The following is a 14,748-nucleotide window of genomic DNA, read 5'->3' on the forward strand; positions in this document are numbered from 1 at the left end:
CACTCGCACTCGCACTCGCACCGGTCAGGATTCGAGAAGCCACCCGGCACTCCCCCGCCTTAGCGTGAAACCACCGACGGAATCCACGTCGGTGCGACAGACAACGCGACAGACACCAGGAGTCGTCATGACCGCAGGCCTGAAGACCATCGTCTACCCCGTCAAGGACATCGCCAAGGCAAAGGCCCTGTTCAGCGCACTGCTGCAGGTGGACCCGTACGCGGACGAGGCGTACTACGTCGGATTCAAGGACGCCGGCCAGGACGTCGGTCTGGACCCGAACGGCCACGCCAAGGGCATGACAGGGCCGGTTCCCTACTGGCACGTCGCCGACATCAAGGGAACTCTGGCGGGCCTGCTCGAAGCCGGGGCGGAGTCGCTCCAGGACGTCCAGGACGTGGGCGGCGGCAGGCTGATCGCCTCGGTGAAAGACGCCGACGGGAACCTCATCGGGCTCCTCCAGGACCCGTCCGCCGAGTAGGGCTGCGGGCACCCGCCGAGCCGGAGCAGGAGCCGGAGGCAACTGAATGCGCCTGCACTAGTTGTGCAATCAACAACTGGCCGGATCTCTGTTACCGTTAAGTTATGGCAGCGAAGACGCCCGGCGTCCGGCTCGAGGACCAATGGCGGGACATCCTCTCGGTGCACGCGCGCACGATGTGCGAGATCGACCGCGCGCTGCACCCGTACGGTCTCGGCGCCAGTGATTTCGAGGTGCTCGACATCCTCGCCTCCGGCACGGCCGCGGAGCCCGGCGCGGTCTGCCGTGTGCAGAACATCGCCGACCGGGTCCATCTGAGCCAGAGCGCCCTGTCCCGCCTCATCGGCCGGCTGGAGAAGGACGGCCTGGTGGAGCGCACCGTCTGCGTCGAGGACCGGCGCGGCGTATGGGTCGCGCTCACCGCGAAGGGACACGACCTGCACGCCGAGGTCCGCCCACTGCAACGCGCCGTCCTCGACCGCATGTTCAACGGCTAGCTCAGGGAGTCCCGCGTCACCCGCCTCGGGTCACCGCAGCAGATCCCGCACCGCGTCGAACGCGGCCGTGACCGTCGCAGGGTCCGCGCCGGGGCGGGCCAGCGCGCTCATCGGGATCGGGGTGACCGGGGGCAGCCCGTCGTACGGGGTCAGGCCGTCCGGCGCGGGTCCGACCGCGGCGAGCAGGGCCACGCCCTGGCCGGTGCGGGCGATGTCGAGGACGCCCGCGAGATAGCCGGCGTCGCCGACCACCGTGGCCGCGACGCCGTGCGCGGCAAGGGTCGCGATGGCCCGGCGGCGGATGGCGCAGGGGTCCTCGATGGCGACCAGCGGGACGGGGTCGGGAGTCTCGGGCGGCGCCCAGCCGGGCGTGGCGTGCCAGGTCAGCGGCAGTCCGCCGACCGGGGTGCCCTCGGTGGCGGCGGCCTCGGTGACATACACCGCGACGTCCACGCTCCCCCGCTCCACGGCCTCGACGAGGCGCGCCGAGCGGTCGATACGGAAGCGCACCCGGCACCCTGGCCGCACCGCCTGCACGGCAGCGGTGAGCCGGGGCAGGAACTGGTCGGCGGCATGCTCGGTGGAGCCGATGGTGACGGTGTCGCCGTCCACGTCCAGGAGGGCGCGCACCGCCTCGTCGTGGACGGCGAGGATACGGCGGGCCTGCTCCACGAGCAGGCGGCCGTCGGGGGTGAACCGCATCCCGCGGCCCTCGCGTTCGACGACCGGGCGGCCCAGTGTCTTCTCCAGCCTGCGCACATGCTGGCTCACCGCGGACTGGCTGAGGGCGAGGGAGTGGGCCGCGCGATGGAAGCCGCCGCAGTCGGCTATCGCGGTCAGGCTGCGCAGGGCCACGATGTCGAGGACAGGTTGGGGCATGCGGCGACGGTAGCCCGGTTCCGGCATCGATCGCGATTGCTGATCGATTTCGATGCGGAATCGTCGTTGGACGTATCCGGCCGCGGCCGGTCATGATGAGGCCATGCTTCACGCCACCGCTTCCGCTGCCTTTCTGACGCAGCGCCGAGTCATCGACTTCGGCGTGGCGAGCAGCGCGCGCTGTCGTTGACCTGCTGAAGCACTCCGCCGCCGCCCTTCACTGAGGCGTCCGGCGCTCTCACCTCTCGCGAGCCGTCTCCGTTGCGCGTCCGACACGTGCCAACGGTCCTGAGCCGCGCCCTCGTACCCCCGCGCGTCCACCCCCGCGCTGCGCCCATCCAAGGGAGTCGCCCCCTCATGCCCGCATCCCCGCCTTCCCTCCCCCCGTCCTCCTGGAACGAACCCGAAGGCCTCGCCGCGCGCGGCACGCTCATCGTGCTGGCCGGGCGCGGTGAGCACGGCGGTGTGTACGAGCGGTTCGGCCGCCGGCTCGCCTTCGACGCCTACCGCGTACGCGCCCTCGGTGATCCCACCGCCGACCCCTCGGTGACCGACCAGGCCGCCAAGCTCCTCGCCGACGAGTCGCTGCCCGGCCCGAAGGTGCTGGTCGGTTCGGACTCCGGTGCCCGGTACGCCGCGCACCTCGCCGCCGAGCAGACGCCCGGGATCGACGCGCTGATCCTCGCCGGACTGCCCACCAGCCCCTGGGAATCAGGCAGTTGGGAAGCAGAGGTCGAAGCGCGCACCGCCTGCCCCACCCACCAGGGCCGGCTCACGAACGACCCGGAGTTCCGGCGCGGAGCACTCGACACGACGGCCGCTCTCCCGGAGCTGCGCCTCGGTTCCGTACGCGTCCCGGTGCTGGCCCTGCACGGCTCGGACGACAGGGTCAGCCCCCTCGACCAGGCGCTCAGCGCGTACGCCGGCCACCCCGGAGTGCGGACCGTGACCTTCAACGGCGGCCGTCATGACGTACTGAACGACGCGCTGCACCGCACGGCCGCCGCCACGGTCGTCCTCTTCCTGGAGCGGCTGCGCCTCTCCCCCGAGCTGCCCGTGATCGCCGAGGGCCTCGCATGACCGCCCGCGTGACGACGACGGTCGCCGAGCTCGACGGTCTGCTGCGCTCCGCCGAACCGCCCGCCTTACTCGACGTCCGCTGGGCGCTCGGCGACCCGCACGGCCGGGACCACTTCGCGGCCGGGCACATACCGGGTGCGGTGTACGTCGACCTGGACACCGAGTTGGCCGCGCCGCCGAGCGCGGAGGGCGGACGCCATCCGCTGCCGGATCTCGCGGATCTCCAAGCGGCGGCACGGAGATGGGGTGTGCGGGCCGGGCAACCGGTCGTCGTGTACGACGACTTGGGGAACACGGCCGCGGCCCGGGCCTGGTGGCTGCTGCGCTACGCCGGAGTGGCCGAAGTGACGCTCCTGGACGGGGCGTTGGGAGCCTGGCGGTCGGCCGGACTACCGCTGGCGGCCGGCACGCCCGCCGATCCGTCGCCGGGTGATGTCGCCCTGCGTGCCGACAGGCTCCAGACCGTCGACGTGGACGGTGCCGCCGATCTCGCCGCGACGGGACTGCTGTTGGACGCCCGCGCGGCCGAGCGCTACCGCGGGGAGGTGGAACCGGTGGACCCGCGCGCCGGCCACATCCCGGGCGCGGTCTCCGCTCCGACCGGGGAGAACCTCGCGGCGGACGGCACCTTCCTGCCGGCCGAGGTGCTCCGCAAGAGGTTCGCGGACAAGGGCGCCGACGCGACTTCGCGCATCGGTGTCTACTGCGGCTCCGGTGTCACGGCCGCCCATCAGATCGCCGCACTCGCCATAGCCGGTTACGAGGCGACGCTCTTCCCCGGCTCCTGGTCCGCCTGGTCCGCCGATCCCGCACGCCCCGCCGCGACCGGCCCGCTGCCGTCCTGAGGCGACGCGAGAGGAACCCCCACCATGACGACGAAACCCCTGAGCACGGCACCGCCCGTGCCAACCGGCCCCGCCCCCGCCACACTCGCCGCCCCGGCCCCGAAGACCACACCCCGCGTCACCATCCGCGGCACCTCCCGCACCACCCGCCGCTTCACCGTCCCCCGCTCCGTACGCCGCGCCTCGGGCCCCGTCGGCCTCGTACTCCTGTGGTTCCTGACCTCGGCCACGGGTGTCCTGCCCGAATCCGTCCTCGCCTCTCCCGTGGACGTACTGCGCCAGGCCGTCGACCTGACCAGGAACGGTGAACTGCCCGACGCCATCGCCGCGTCGGGACGCCGGGCCGCCATCGGTTTCCTGATCGGCGCGACGATCGCGCTGAGCCTCTCCCTGCTGGCCGGTCTCTTCCGGCTCGGCGAGGACGTCATCGACTCGTCGATGGGCATGTTCCGGGCGATCCCGTGGGTGGGTCTCATCCCGCTGTTCATCGTCTGGTTCGGCATCGAGGAGACCCCGAAGATCGCGCTCGTCGCCCTCGGCGTCACCTACCCGCTGTACTTCAACATCTACGGCGGCATCCGCTCCACCGACTCCCAACTCGTCGAGGCGGCACGGATGATGGGGCTCGGCAGACTGGGTCTGATCAAGTACGTGATCCTGCCGAGCGCGCTCCCGGGGGCACTCGTAGGCCTGCGGTACGCACTCTCCACCGCCTGGCTCGCGCTCGTCTTCGCCGAGCAGATCAACGCCGACGCAGGCCTCGGCTATCTGATGAGCAACGCCCAGCAGTACTTCCGCACGGACATCATCGTGCTCTGCCTCGCCGTGTACGCGCTGCTCGGTCTGGCCTGCGACTTCGCCGTACGAGTCCTCTCGCGCCGACTGCTGACCTGGCGCGCCAACTTCGAGGGCGAGGCCTGATCATGACCAACAGCGTGGAAATACGGGGGCTTTCACGGGCCTTCGACGGCAACACCGTCCTGCACGACCTCGACCTCGACATCCGCGAGGGCGAGTTCGTGGCCCTCCTCGGACACAGCGGCTGCGGCAAGTCGACGCTGCTGCGCATCCTCGCCGGGCTCGACGACGAGATCGGCGGCGAGGTCACCGTGCCCGCGCGGCGCAGTGCCGCGTTCCAGTCCCCTCGGCTGCTGCCCTGGCTGAAGGTGTGGCGCAATGTCGTCCTCGGGCTGCCCGGCCGCCCCGACCGCGCACTGGCCGGCAAGGCACTGGACGAGGTCGGCATCGCGGAACGGGCCACCGTCTGGCCCAAGACCCTCTCCGGAGGTCAGGCACAGCGCGTCTCGCTGGCCCGCGCCCTCGTCCGTGAGCCCGAACTCCTGCTCCTGGACGAGCCGTTCGGCGCGCTGGACGCGCTGACCCGGGGCAAGGTGCAGCAGCTGGTCGGCGAGCTGTGGAAGCGGCACGGCTGCGCGATTCTCCTGGTCACGCATGACGTGGAGGAGGCGCTGCTGCTCGCCGACCGGGTGCTGGTGATGGACGAGGGCCGCATCGCCCACGACCTCACCGTCGAGCTCCCCCGCCCCCGTGATCTCACCGCCCCCGAATTCGTCACCCTCCGCGCCCGCCTCCTCGGCTGGCTCGGCGTCACCCCCACCCTCGAAGGGACCCCCTCGTGATACGCAGACTCGCAGCCGCCGCACTGAGCCTGACCGCCCTGCTGGCGCTGACCGCCTGCGGCGCCGACTCCTCCGCGGACACAGCCACCGGCCCGGACGAGGTCACCCTGACCATCGGCGACCAGGCGAAGACCCTCCAGACCATCTTCGCCGCCTCCGACGCGCTCAAGGGCGCGAAGTACAAGGTGAAGTGGGCCGAGTTCGAGGGCGCGGCACCGCTCTACCAGGCCGTCCAGGCGAACGCCGCCGACACCACGTACTCCGCGGACCTGCCCGCCCTCCAGGCACTCAGCGGCGGCGTGAAGTTCAAGAACGTGGCGGCGCTCAAGAACGACGGCCACCACACCGCGCTCATCGTCCCCAAGGACTCCGACGTGAAGAGCGTCAAGGATCTCAAGGGCAAGACCGTCGTGGTGTCCTCGGCGAAGGGCAGCATCGCCGAGTACCTGCTGGCCAACGTGCTCCAGCAGAACGGGCTCAAGTACTCCGACGTGAAGGTGCAGTACCTGTTGCCGACCGACGCGCAGGCGGCGTTCGCCTCCGGGAAGATCCAGGTCTGGGCGACCTTCGGGGTCTACCAGGCCGTCGGCCTCCAGCAGGGCGGCCGGGTCCTCGTCGACGGCGCCGACGGGCGCATCAGCGGGTACGGCTTCATCGGCGCCTCCGAGAAGGCCCTGGCGAGCCCGGCGAAGAAGGCCGCGCTCGGCGACTTCCTCAAGCGGCTCGGTACGGCCCTGGAGTGGACGAGCACCCACCAGGACGCTTACGCGGACGCCATCGTGAAGCTCAACGGCGCCGACGCCTCCGTCGCGAAGACGCTCGCCTCGGCCGCCTACAGCAAGGTTCTGCCGATCACGTCCGAGGTGAACGGGACGGTCCAGGGCGTGGCCGACCTGATGAACGGCATCGGCGTGCTCGAACCGAACGTCGACGTCGCGAAGTCGGCCGACACGTCGGTCCTCAAGTGACCTTTGGAAGCACGTCACCTGTGACAGCACGTCACCCGTGACGGCAAGTCGCCTTTGAAAGCCAGGAGTTCACCATGCCCGTAGAGTTCATCAGCGCCGTCCACACCGACGCGGGAGCCAACGGTCCCGCCGCCAGCGCCCGCACCGGCTTCGACCCCGACTACGTACGCCGTTACGCCCGCGCCCTGGACGACGGCGGCTTCGACCACACGCTGGTCGCCTACCACTCGGCCTCGCCGGACGCCCTCCAGCTGGCCCAGTTCGTCGCCACCCACACCGAACGCATCCGGCCGGTCCTGGCGCACCGGCCCGGCGTCATCTTCCCCACCCACGCGGCCCGCGCCTTCGCCACGCTGGACCGGATCAGCAACGGCCGGCTGTCGGTGCACATCATCTCCGGCGGCAGTGACGAGGAGCAGCACCGCGAAGGTGATTACCTCAACAAGACCGAGCGGTACGAGCGTTCGGACGAATACATCCAGATCCTGCGGAAGGTGTGGACGGCGGACGGGCCGGTCTCGCACGAGGGCAAGCACTACAAATTCGAGGGATTCCACTCCGACGTACGGCCGGTGAACGGGCTCGTCCCGATCTCGGTGGGCGGCTCCTCGCAGGACGCCTACCGGGTGGGCGGGCAGCAGGGCGACATCTTCGGGCTGTGGGGCGAGCCGTTGAAGGAGACGGCGGAGCAGATCGCCGCCGTCAACGCGGTCGCGGACGCCGCTGGCCGCCCCCATCCCCGTATCTGGGTGTCGTTCCGCCCCATCATCGCGCCCACCGACGAGCTGGCCTGGGAGAAGGCGCACCGCACGCTCGGCGTGCTCAAGGAGCAGACCTCGGGCACGGAGTCGCTGCGCCACTACAAGACGGCCGGGCGCCCGGCCAACGTCGGCTCGCAGCGGCTGCTCGACATCGCCGAGCGCGGCGAGGTCCAGGACCGTTGCCTGTGGACGGCCCCGGCCGTCGCGACGAACGCCGCGGGCGCCTCGACCGCGCTGGTCGGCTCCCCCGAGACCGTCGCCCAGGCGCTGCTCGACTACGTCGACATCGGCTGCGACCTGCTGTCGATCCGCGGCTACGACCCACTCAACGACGCGATCGACTACGCCCGTTACGTCCTCCCGCTGGTCCGGCAGGAACTCGCCCACCGCGCCGCGACCTCCCAGGCCGCCTGACCCCACGCCACGACGGACGAACCCGAAACTGCGTGGGCACCGACGGAACCGAACGAAACGAAGGCACCGAACCCGTGACAGCACCAGCGACCACCGCGTCGGCCCAGCTGCTTGGCCTGCTCGCCCGCGATCTGCCCCCCGACCGGCTGACCACCGACCCGGCCACGGTGACCGCGCACGCCACCGACCGCTCCGGCACGCGGCCCGACGGGAGCCCGCTCGCCGTCGTCCGTGCCCGGCGGACCGAGGACGTGACGGTCACCCTCCGGCACGCGCACGCGCTGCGCGTGCCGGTGGTTCCGCGCGGCGCGGGTACCGGTCTGTCGGGCGGGGCGACGGCCGGCGAGGGCGCGCTCGTGCTCGACCTGTCCGGGATGAACCGCGTCCTCGAACTGTCACCGGACGACCAGCTCGCCGTCGTCGAACCCGGGGTGATCACGGCCGAGCTGGACCGGGCAGCCGCCGTGCACGGCCTTCGCTACGCGCCCGATCCGGCGAGCGCGGCCATCTCCACGATCGGCGGGAACATCGCTACCAACGCGGGCGGCCTGCGCTGCGCCAAGTACGGCGTCACCCGGGACAGCGTGCTCGGTCTCGAGGCGGTGCTCGCGGACGGCACCGTGGTGCGCACCGGCCGCCGTACGGTCAAGGGCGTCACCGGCTACGACCTCACGGCCCTGCTCACCGGCTCCGAGGGCACCCTCGCGGTGATCACGTCGGCGACGCTGCGGCTGCGGCCCGTCCCGGTGGCCACGGCCACGCTCGCCGCGTACTTCGCCTCGTTCGAGGAGGCCGCCGAGGCCTCGTACGCGATCGGTCGGGCCGGGGTGGAGCCCGCGCTGGCGGAACTGGTCGACGGGCCGGTGCTGGGCGCCATCGACCCTGCGCTGCGGGAGCGCGGCGCCGCCCTGCTGCTGGTGCAGTGCGACGGCGCGGGAGCGGCGATCGAGGCGGCGACGGTCGCCCGACTCCTGGCGCCGTTGGCGACGACGGTCGAGACGACGACGGACCCTGCCGAGGCCGACGCGCTGCTCGCCGCCCGCCGTCTCGCGCTGCCCGCGCTGGAGCGCCTCGGCCGTCCGCTGATCGAGGACATCGCGGTACCCCGCTCCCGCCTCGCGGAGGCGGCCCGTGAGATCCGCGCCATCTCCGGGCGCCATGACGTGCCCGTCTTCACGATCGCGCACGCCGCCGACGGGAACCTCCACCCGATCATCGTGGTGGACCCGTCGCTGCCCGTCCTGCCGGACGCCGCCTGGGAGGCGGCAGGAGAGATCTTCGCGCTGGCCCTGCGTCTGGGCGGCACCCTGACGGGCGAGCACGGGGTGGGGGTGCTGAAGCGGCAGTGGGTGGCGGACGAGCTCGGGCCCGCGGCCCACGCACTGCAGCGGCGGCTGAAGGACGCCTTCGACCCACGCGGGATCCTCAATCCCGGCAAGAGTCTCTAAGCGGCCCCTACGCGAGAGGCCTGGCCAGCAGGGTGCGTACGCCCTCCGAGGTGAGGGTCAGACCGTGTGCCGAACTGGCGTCGATCGAAAGCGCCAGGTCACTGGACGGCCACTGGGAGGCGAGCGCGCCCAGCGGCACCATGCGGTAACGGGAGACGGACGGGAGCAGCTCGGCCATCTCCAGCTCCGAGGTGAAGACCGGCACGACCTGCTCGCCGCCGGGCGCCTCCAGGACGGGCAGCGCGACGGCCGAGGGGTCGGCCACTTCCTCCTCGCTGACGTCGTCCGGCACGGGGACCAGCACGTCGCTGCCGGCGAGCGTGGCCAGGGCCTCGGCGTCCTCGGTGTTCACGGCGAGCGTGTCCAACGCTTCCTGAGCGGGTGTCGCGGGCGCGGTGTAGTTGTTCGAGGGGGTGTCCATGGCAAATCCCGGGGTAGTACGGACGGGCCGCCCGGGACGGGGACCGCCCCAGGCACACCTTCGTCCCGTACCCACCCGCGGCGGAGGCAATCATCGCTCTTCTCATCAGGGAATTCGCTCAGCGGCTTCGCTCGACGGCTTCGATCAGCGGCTCCGCTCAGGGCAGCAGCGGGATGTCGTCCGAGGGCAGGCCGAGGCGGTCGCAGCCGACGCGCCGGTGCAGCGGCTCGGCCATGGTGGGCCCGACATGCGTCCAGTACGTGGCCGCGTCCCGGAAGTACCGCTGCATCCGCTCGCCGTCGCGGGCGTACCGGGAGCCGGCCGTGCGGAAGAGGATGCCCTGCAGCACATCCCACGCCATCCGCCCGGCGGTGAGGAAGACGAGGGCGAGCCGGTTGTCCTCGGCGGTGGTGAACGGGGCCTCGCCCGAGACGTTGCGGCGGCAGACCTCCATCCAGTCCTCCGCGTTGCGCAGCAGCGCCGCCTCGGCGGTGTGGATGGCGCCCAGCGCCTCCCCCAAATGCCGTTGGTAGTCGTGGAGTTCGGCGCGGGTGCGGGAGGGGTCCGCGATCAGCGGGCGTTCGGCGATGATCCGGGCGTACTCGTCCGCGGCCGCGTAGGCGGTGCCGATCATGATGGCGGCCAGTTCGCCGTGGTAGAAGCTGGGCGCGCGCCCCGCGTACATGGCGTTGCCGTGCAGCTTCGAACCGGGAGTACCCCCCTCGACGGGCAGGTCGAGCAGGCTCACCTCCCGGGTGAAGTACGTGGGGACGTGCCCCTCGTCGATGCGGATGCTGTTGGATCCGCTGCCGCGCAGGCCGAGGGCGCCGTGCCAGTCGTCGACCACCGTCCAGATCGAGCGCGGCGCGAGGAACAGCACGAAGGGTCCCGGCGGCTCGCCGGGCTTCTCCGGGGCGCGCAGTGTCTGGCCGAGGTAGTGCGTGGAGTAGGGCGCGCCGGACGAGTACGGCCAGGTCCCGTCGAGTACGACGTGACCGTCGCCGTCGGGCCGGGCGACACCGATCGGCACGACGGTGGACGCGGCCCGGAACTCGCCGTCGTCGCCGAAGATCTCGTCCTGCGCCTTCTCGTCGAAGAGGCCGGCGACCTGGAGGACGTGGGCGGCGGTGAGCGACAGGGCCCAGCCGGTGGAGGGGCAGCCGCGCGCGGTCTCGGTCACCACGCGGTAGAAGGTCGGCAGACCGAACTCGTAGCCGCCGTACCGGCGCGGTTGCAGCATCCGGTAGAAGCCGGCCCGCAGGAAGTCGTCGTGGGTGTCCTTGGGGTAGTGCGTCAACCGCTCCGTCTCCGGCTGGCGTTCGAGCAGCGCGGGTCGTAACTCCACGGCACGCTCGATCAGTTCGCGTTCGGTGAGCGCGGGTTCGGGAACGGCGATCACGGTGCCTCCTGACGAGGGGTCCGTCCTTGCGCGCGGCGGTACAAGCGATTGAACACGGCAGGGGGCGCCCGGGTACCGACCGGATACCGCCAACCAGGCGCATCCGAGTGAATCGGGGGTGGTGCGGGGGCACTTCGTGGCGGGACGTGCTTCGCACGCCGCCCGAAGGCTTCGTTCGTCGCGGCCGATCACGGGTAGCTGTAGGCGCGGAGCGTGACAGTCCGGATGCATCCTGTCACGGACGCAACAGGAGAGAAGGAACCCATGTCGGTCGAGACCGATACGGCGCCCGCGGAGGGCGCCGAGGAGCGGGAGCAACAGAGCCTCGGAACCGCCGCGGCACGGAACCTGACGACGACGACCAAGTCCGAGCCCCAGATGCAGGGCATCAGCTCACGGTGGCTGACACGCATGCTGCCGTGGGTGGACGTGCCGGGCGGCACGTATCGCGTGAACCGACGGTTGTCGTACACGGTCGGCGACGGGCGGGTGACCTTCGTGAAGACCGGCGCGCGGGTGAGGGTCGTCCCGGCGGAACTCGCCGAACTTCCGCTGCTGCGCGGGTTCCCGGACGGCGACACGCTGGACGTGTTGGCGGAGCAGTTCGTCCAGCGCGAGTACGAGCCCGGCCAGCTCGTGGTGGAGGCCGGCGGTCCGGCCGACCATGTGTTCCTCATCGCGCACGGCAAGGTGGAGCAGGTCGGCTCGGGGCCCTACGGGGACGAGACGATCACCGGTCTGCTGGCCGACGGTGACACCTTCGGCGGTCAGGTCCTCGCAGGCGCGGACGGCACCTGGGACTTCACGGCGCGCGCGGCGACGGCCACCACGGTCCTGGCGCTGCCGCACGCGGCGTACCGGGCGGTGGCGGAGCGGTACGAGGGGCTGCGGGCGCATGTCGAGCGGCTCGGCTCCGACGGACACCGGCCGCGCAACCGGTCGGGCGAGGCCGACATCGCGCTCAGCTCCGGGCATGTGGGCGAGGCCGATCTGCCCGGCACGTTCGTGGACTACGAACCGGGGCCGCGCGAGTACGAGTTGAGCGTGGCGCAGACCGTGCTGCGCGTGCACACCCGGGTCGCCGATCTCTACAACCGGCCGATGAACCAGACCCAGCAGCAACTGCGGCTCACCGTCCAGGCGTTGCGCGAGCGCCAGGAGTACGAGCTGGTCAACAACGCGGACTTCGGGCTGCTCCACAACGCCGACTACGACCAGCGGTTCTCCACCCATTCCGGGCCGCCGACACCGGACGACCTGGACGAGCTGCTCAGCAGACGGCGCGGCACCCGCTTCCTGTTCGCGCACCCCAGGGCCATCTCCGCGTTCGGCCGGGAGTGCAACAAGCGGGGCATCTACTTCGGCGGAGTCGAGCTGAACGGCCATCACCTGCCCGCGTGGCGCGGTGTGCCGCTGCTTCCGTGCGGCAAGATCCCGGTCAGCCCGGGCCGCACGTCGTCGATCCTCGCGCTGCGTACCGGCGAGGACGACCAGGGGGTGATCGGCCTCTACCAGACCGGCATTCCGGACGAGGTCGAGCCGGGCCTGAACGTGCGGTTCATGGGCATCGACGAGCAGGCGATCATCTCCTATCTGGTGAGCACGTACTACTCGGCGGCCGTGCTGGTGCCGGACGCGCTCGGCATCCTGGAGAACGTCGAGGTCTCCCGCCCGAGCGGGAGCTGACGCCGGTGTCGTTGATCTCCAGGACCCTCGCTCTCCCGGCGGGCCACGAGCTGGCGGAGCTGGTGACGGCGCTGCTGTCCGCGCGGGCCACGGCCGAACCGCGGCTGCCGCTCGCCCCGAAGCCGGCGCGCACACCGCAACTACCCTCTGTGCCAACGGGGTTGGGCACATCCTCGGCGCGGCTCCCACGTCCGCCGCTGCCGCCGCCAGACGCCGTACGACCACCACTGCCACGCCTGCCCACCGGTCCGAGCGGGCTCGGTACATCGGCCGCCCGGGCGTTCGCCCCGGATCCGCCGCCGGAACCCGCGCCCGTGCGGCCGGCCGCGCGGCTGCACTGCCCGCCCGCTGTCCGCGACGACCGTGGTCTCGGCGAGACCGTCACCGAAGGGCTGGTCGAGTGGGCAGAGGAGGTCGGGATCTACCCCGGCCGACTCGACATGATCCGCAAGGCCGACTTCGGGCGGTTGATCATGCTCGCGCATCCGGAGTCGGACGACCCCGACCGGCTGCTGGCGGCGGCGAAGTGCGCGCTGGCGGAGTGGTCCGTGGACGACCACTACGTGGACTGCGAGGTGGAGGAGCCGCAGCACGAACTGCTCGGGCAGCGCCTCGCGATCGCCCATTCCGTGATCGACCAGGCACACCTGCCCCTGGCGTACGCACCAGAGTTGGAGAAGGTCGTCCAGGCGGACCCCGTCGTGCGCGCCCTCCGCTCCAGCCTCGCCGATCTCGCCCGGTACGCCACGACGACCCAGGTACGCAGGCTCCGTCACGAGCTGGCCATCATGTTCGTCGCCTACAACCATGAAGGCGTCTGGCACACGGCCGAACACACCCCGCCCGTCTGGGAGTTCCTGATGCACCGGCACGAGAACAGCTTCGTGCCGTGCATGGTGCTCGTCGACGCCGTCGCCGGATACGAGGTGCCGCAGGGCGAGTTCGCCGACCCTCGGGTGCGCCGCGCGTTCACGATGGCGGGCTCGGCGAGCGTGATCGTCAACGACCTGTACTCCATGGGCAAGGAGGACCCGACGGACTTCAGCCTGCCCCGGCTGATCGCCGCCGAGGACGAGTGTTCCCTCGAGGAGGCGGTCGACCGCACCGTCGACATCCACAACGAGCTCATGCACACCTTCGAGGCCGAGGCGTCCGCACTCGCCCTCACCGGCTCACCCGAGCTGCGCCGCTTCCTGGCCGGCACCTGGGCCTGGCTCGGCGGCAGCCGCGAATGGCACGCGAGCAGCGGCCGCTACACCACCACCGCCTGACATCCGAGCTTCCCGTCGCCCGACATCCCGAACTCCGTTCACCTGCAAGGAGATTGATTCCGCATGTCTGTCACCGAAACAGCGAACACCGTGGCCAACGTCCTGCGCACCCCGTACCAGAAGTCCGTCGCCGACTACTGGAACGCGGAGAGGAACGCCGTCAACCTCAAGCTCGGCGAGGTCGACGACCTCTACCACCACCACTACGGCCTGGGTGACTACGACCCGTCGGTCCTTCAGGGCCCGCGCGAAACCCGCGAGCAGCGCATGATCGAGGAGATGCACCGCCTGGAAACGGCGCAGGCGGACGTCCTCCTCGACCACCTCGGCGACATCCGTCCGGGGCACCGCCTCCTGGACGCCGGCTCCGGCCGCGGCGGCACCAGCATCATGGCCAACGCCCGCTTCGGCTGCTCCGTGGACGGCGTGAGCATCTCGGAGCAGCAGGTCGCCTTCGCCAACGACCAGGCCGACCGGCGGACCGTCTCCGACAAGGTGCGCTTCCACTTCCGCAACATGCTCGGCACGGGTTTCGCCACCGGCTCACGCCGGGCCATCTGGACGAACGAGACCACGATGTACGTCGATCTCTTCGAGCTGTACGGGGAGTTCGCCCGGCTCCTGGAGTACGGCGGCAGGTACGTGTGCATCACCGGGTGCTCGAACGACGTCCAGGGCCTGCGCTCCAAGGCCGTCAGCAAGATCGACGAGCACTACACGTGCAACATCCATCCGCGCAGTGAGTACTTCAAGGCGATGGCCGCGAACAATCTCGTCCCGATCGAGGTCGTCGATCTGACGGCCGCGACCATCCCCTACTGGGAGTTGCGGGCCAAGTCGGAGGTGGCGACGGGGATCGAGGAGGCGTTCCTGACCGCGTACAAGGAAGGGAGCTTCCACTATCTGCTGATCGCGGCGGACCGGATCTGACGACGCGGGTGGTCCCGGACCCGCTCGG

Annotated in this window: 15 protein-coding genes; 12 read left to right on the top strand and 3 right to left on the bottom strand. The window is 71.0% G+C overall.

Features of this window, described 5'->3' with window-relative positions; genetic code table 11:
* Positions 1-127 precede the first annotated feature (127 nt).
* Together OG219_RS05670 and OG219_RS05675 are read left to right on the top strand one after the other, a co-directional pair.
* Positions 128-481 (top strand): VOC family protein, encoded by a 354-nt coding sequence (locus tag OG219_RS05670; RefSeq protein WP_266823489.1) that lies wholly within the window; start codon positions 128-130, stop codon positions 479-481.
* A gap of 104 nt (positions 482-585) precedes the next feature.
* The gene (locus OG219_RS05675) at positions 586-978 is read left to right on the top strand and encodes a MarR family winged helix-turn-helix transcriptional regulator (RefSeq protein ID WP_266823491.1); all 393 of its coding nucleotides are present in this window, start codon (positions 586-588) and stop codon (positions 976-978) included.
* 30 nt (positions 979-1,008) lie between these two features.
* On the opposite strand, the gene OG219_RS05680 is transcribed toward OG219_RS05675, so the two are convergent.
* On the bottom strand, positions 1,009-1,857 hold the full coding sequence (locus OG219_RS05680; RefSeq protein ID WP_266823493.1) for a LysR family transcriptional regulator: 849 nt from the start codon (positions 1,855-1,857) through the stop codon (positions 1,009-1,011).
* Positions 1,858-2,214: 357 nt separating this feature from the next.
* Here OG219_RS05680 and OG219_RS05685 point away from each other — a divergent pair, with 357 nt between their 5' ends.
* The 7 genes from OG219_RS05685 (at position 2,215) to OG219_RS05715 (ending at position 9,013) form a co-directional block, all read left to right on the top strand.
* Positions 2,215-2,937, top strand: a complete 723-nt coding sequence (locus OG219_RS05685) for an alpha/beta hydrolase (protein ID WP_266823495.1) — start codon at positions 2,215-2,217, stop codon at positions 2,935-2,937.
* Entirely contained in the window at positions 2,934-3,782 is an 849-nt protein-coding gene (locus OG219_RS05690) for a sulfurtransferase (protein ID WP_266823497.1), read from the top strand. The genes OG219_RS05685 and OG219_RS05690 overlap by 4 nt, the downstream gene beginning before the upstream one ends.
* 24 nt (positions 3,783-3,806) lie before the next feature.
* On the top strand, positions 3,807-4,703 hold the full coding sequence (locus OG219_RS05695) for an ABC transporter permease (protein WP_266823499.1): 897 nt from the start codon (positions 3,807-3,809) through the stop codon (positions 4,701-4,703).
* Between the two features lie 2 nt (positions 4,704-4,705).
* Complete coding sequence (locus OG219_RS05700) at positions 4,706-5,422, top strand: ABC transporter ATP-binding protein (RefSeq protein ID WP_266823501.1); 717 nt, start codon at positions 4,706-4,708, stop codon at positions 5,420-5,422.
* Positions 5,419-6,390: an ABC transporter substrate-binding protein gene (locus tag OG219_RS05705; protein ID WP_266823502.1), complete on the top strand. Its 972-nt coding sequence runs from the start codon at positions 5,419-5,421 to the stop codon at positions 6,388-6,390. The genes OG219_RS05700 and OG219_RS05705 overlap by 4 nt, the downstream gene beginning before the upstream one ends.
* 74 nt (positions 6,391-6,464) lie before the next feature.
* The gene (locus tag OG219_RS05710) at positions 6,465-7,565 is read left to right on the top strand and encodes an LLM class flavin-dependent oxidoreductase (protein WP_266823503.1); all 1,101 of its coding nucleotides are present in this window, start codon (positions 6,465-6,467) and stop codon (positions 7,563-7,565) included.
* Positions 7,566-7,639: 74 nt separating this feature from the next.
* On the top strand, positions 7,640-9,013 hold the full coding sequence (locus tag OG219_RS05715; protein WP_266823505.1) for an FAD-binding oxidoreductase: 1,374 nt from the start codon (positions 7,640-7,642) through the stop codon (positions 9,011-9,013).
* Positions 9,014-9,020: 7 nt separating this feature from the next.
* Here the strand turns inward: OG219_RS05715 and OG219_RS05720 are convergent, their stop codons facing one another.
* Both OG219_RS05720 and OG219_RS05725 read right to left on the bottom strand, forming a co-directional pair.
* Positions 9,021-9,434, bottom strand: coding sequence for an SseB family protein (locus tag OG219_RS05720; RefSeq protein WP_266823507.1), 414 nt, complete (start codon positions 9,432-9,434; stop codon positions 9,021-9,023).
* A gap of 157 nt (positions 9,435-9,591) precedes the next feature.
* Entirely contained in the window at positions 9,592-10,833 is a 1,242-nt protein-coding gene (locus tag OG219_RS05725; protein WP_266823509.1) for an acyl-CoA dehydrogenase family protein, read from the bottom strand.
* Positions 10,834-11,097: 264 nt separating this feature from the next.
* Here OG219_RS05725 and OG219_RS05730 point away from each other — a divergent pair, with 264 nt between their 5' ends.
* The 3 genes from OG219_RS05730 (at position 11,098) to OG219_RS05740 (ending at position 14,720) form a co-directional block, all read left to right on the top strand.
* Positions 11,098-12,519 (top strand): family 2B encapsulin nanocompartment shell protein, encoded by a 1,422-nt coding sequence (locus tag OG219_RS05730; RefSeq protein WP_266823511.1) that lies wholly within the window; start codon positions 11,098-11,100, stop codon positions 12,517-12,519.
* Positions 12,520-12,524: 5 nt separating this feature from the next.
* On the top strand, positions 12,525-13,790 hold the full coding sequence (locus OG219_RS05735; protein ID WP_266823513.1) for a family 2 encapsulin nanocompartment cargo protein terpene cyclase: 1,266 nt from the start codon (positions 12,525-12,527) through the stop codon (positions 13,788-13,790).
* Positions 13,791-13,853: 63 nt separating this feature from the next.
* Positions 13,854-14,720, top strand: a complete 867-nt coding sequence (locus tag OG219_RS05740; RefSeq protein ID WP_266823515.1) for a geranyl diphosphate 2-C-methyltransferase — start codon at positions 13,854-13,856, stop codon at positions 14,718-14,720.
* The last annotated feature ends 28 nt before the right edge of the window (positions 14,721-14,748 follow it).

It is taken from the genome of Streptomyces sp. NBC_00038 (assembly GCF_026343635.1).
Classification (GTDB): domain Bacteria; phylum Actinomycetota; class Actinomycetes; order Streptomycetales; family Streptomycetaceae; genus Streptomyces.

Bases quoted from the DNA above. Each gene is read 5' to 3' on its own strand.
- OG219_RS05670 (WP_266823489.1), top strand. From the start codon at position 128: ATGACCGCAGGCCTGAAGACCATCGTCTACCCCGTCAAGGACATCGCC.
- OG219_RS05675 (WP_266823491.1), top strand. From the start codon at position 586: ATGGCAGCGAAGACGCCCGGCGTCCGGCTCGAGGACCAATGGCGGGAC.
- OG219_RS05680 (WP_266823493.1), bottom strand. From the start codon at position 1,857: ATGCCCCAACCTGTCCTCGACATCGTGGCCCTGCGCAGCCTGACCGCG.
- OG219_RS05685 (WP_266823495.1), top strand. From the start codon at position 2,215: ATGCCCGCATCCCCGCCTTCCCTCCCCCCGTCCTCCTGGAACGAACCC.
- OG219_RS05690 (WP_266823497.1), top strand. From the start codon at position 2,934: ATGACCGCCCGCGTGACGACGACGGTCGCCGAGCTCGACGGTCTGCTG.
- OG219_RS05695 (WP_266823499.1), top strand. From the start codon at position 3,807: ATGACGACGAAACCCCTGAGCACGGCACCGCCCGTGCCAACCGGCCCC.
- OG219_RS05700 (WP_266823501.1), top strand. From the start codon at position 4,706: ATGACCAACAGCGTGGAAATACGGGGGCTTTCACGGGCCTTCGACGGC.
- OG219_RS05710 (WP_266823503.1), top strand. From the start codon at position 6,465: ATGCCCGTAGAGTTCATCAGCGCCGTCCACACCGACGCGGGAGCCAAC.
- OG219_RS05720 (WP_266823507.1), bottom strand. From the start codon at position 9,434: ATGGACACCCCCTCGAACAACTACACCGCGCCCGCGACACCCGCTCAG.
- OG219_RS05730 (WP_266823511.1), top strand. From the start codon at position 11,098: ATGTCGGTCGAGACCGATACGGCGCCCGCGGAGGGCGCCGAGGAGCGG.
- OG219_RS05740 (WP_266823515.1), top strand. From the start codon at position 13,854: ATGTCTGTCACCGAAACAGCGAACACCGTGGCCAACGTCCTGCGCACC.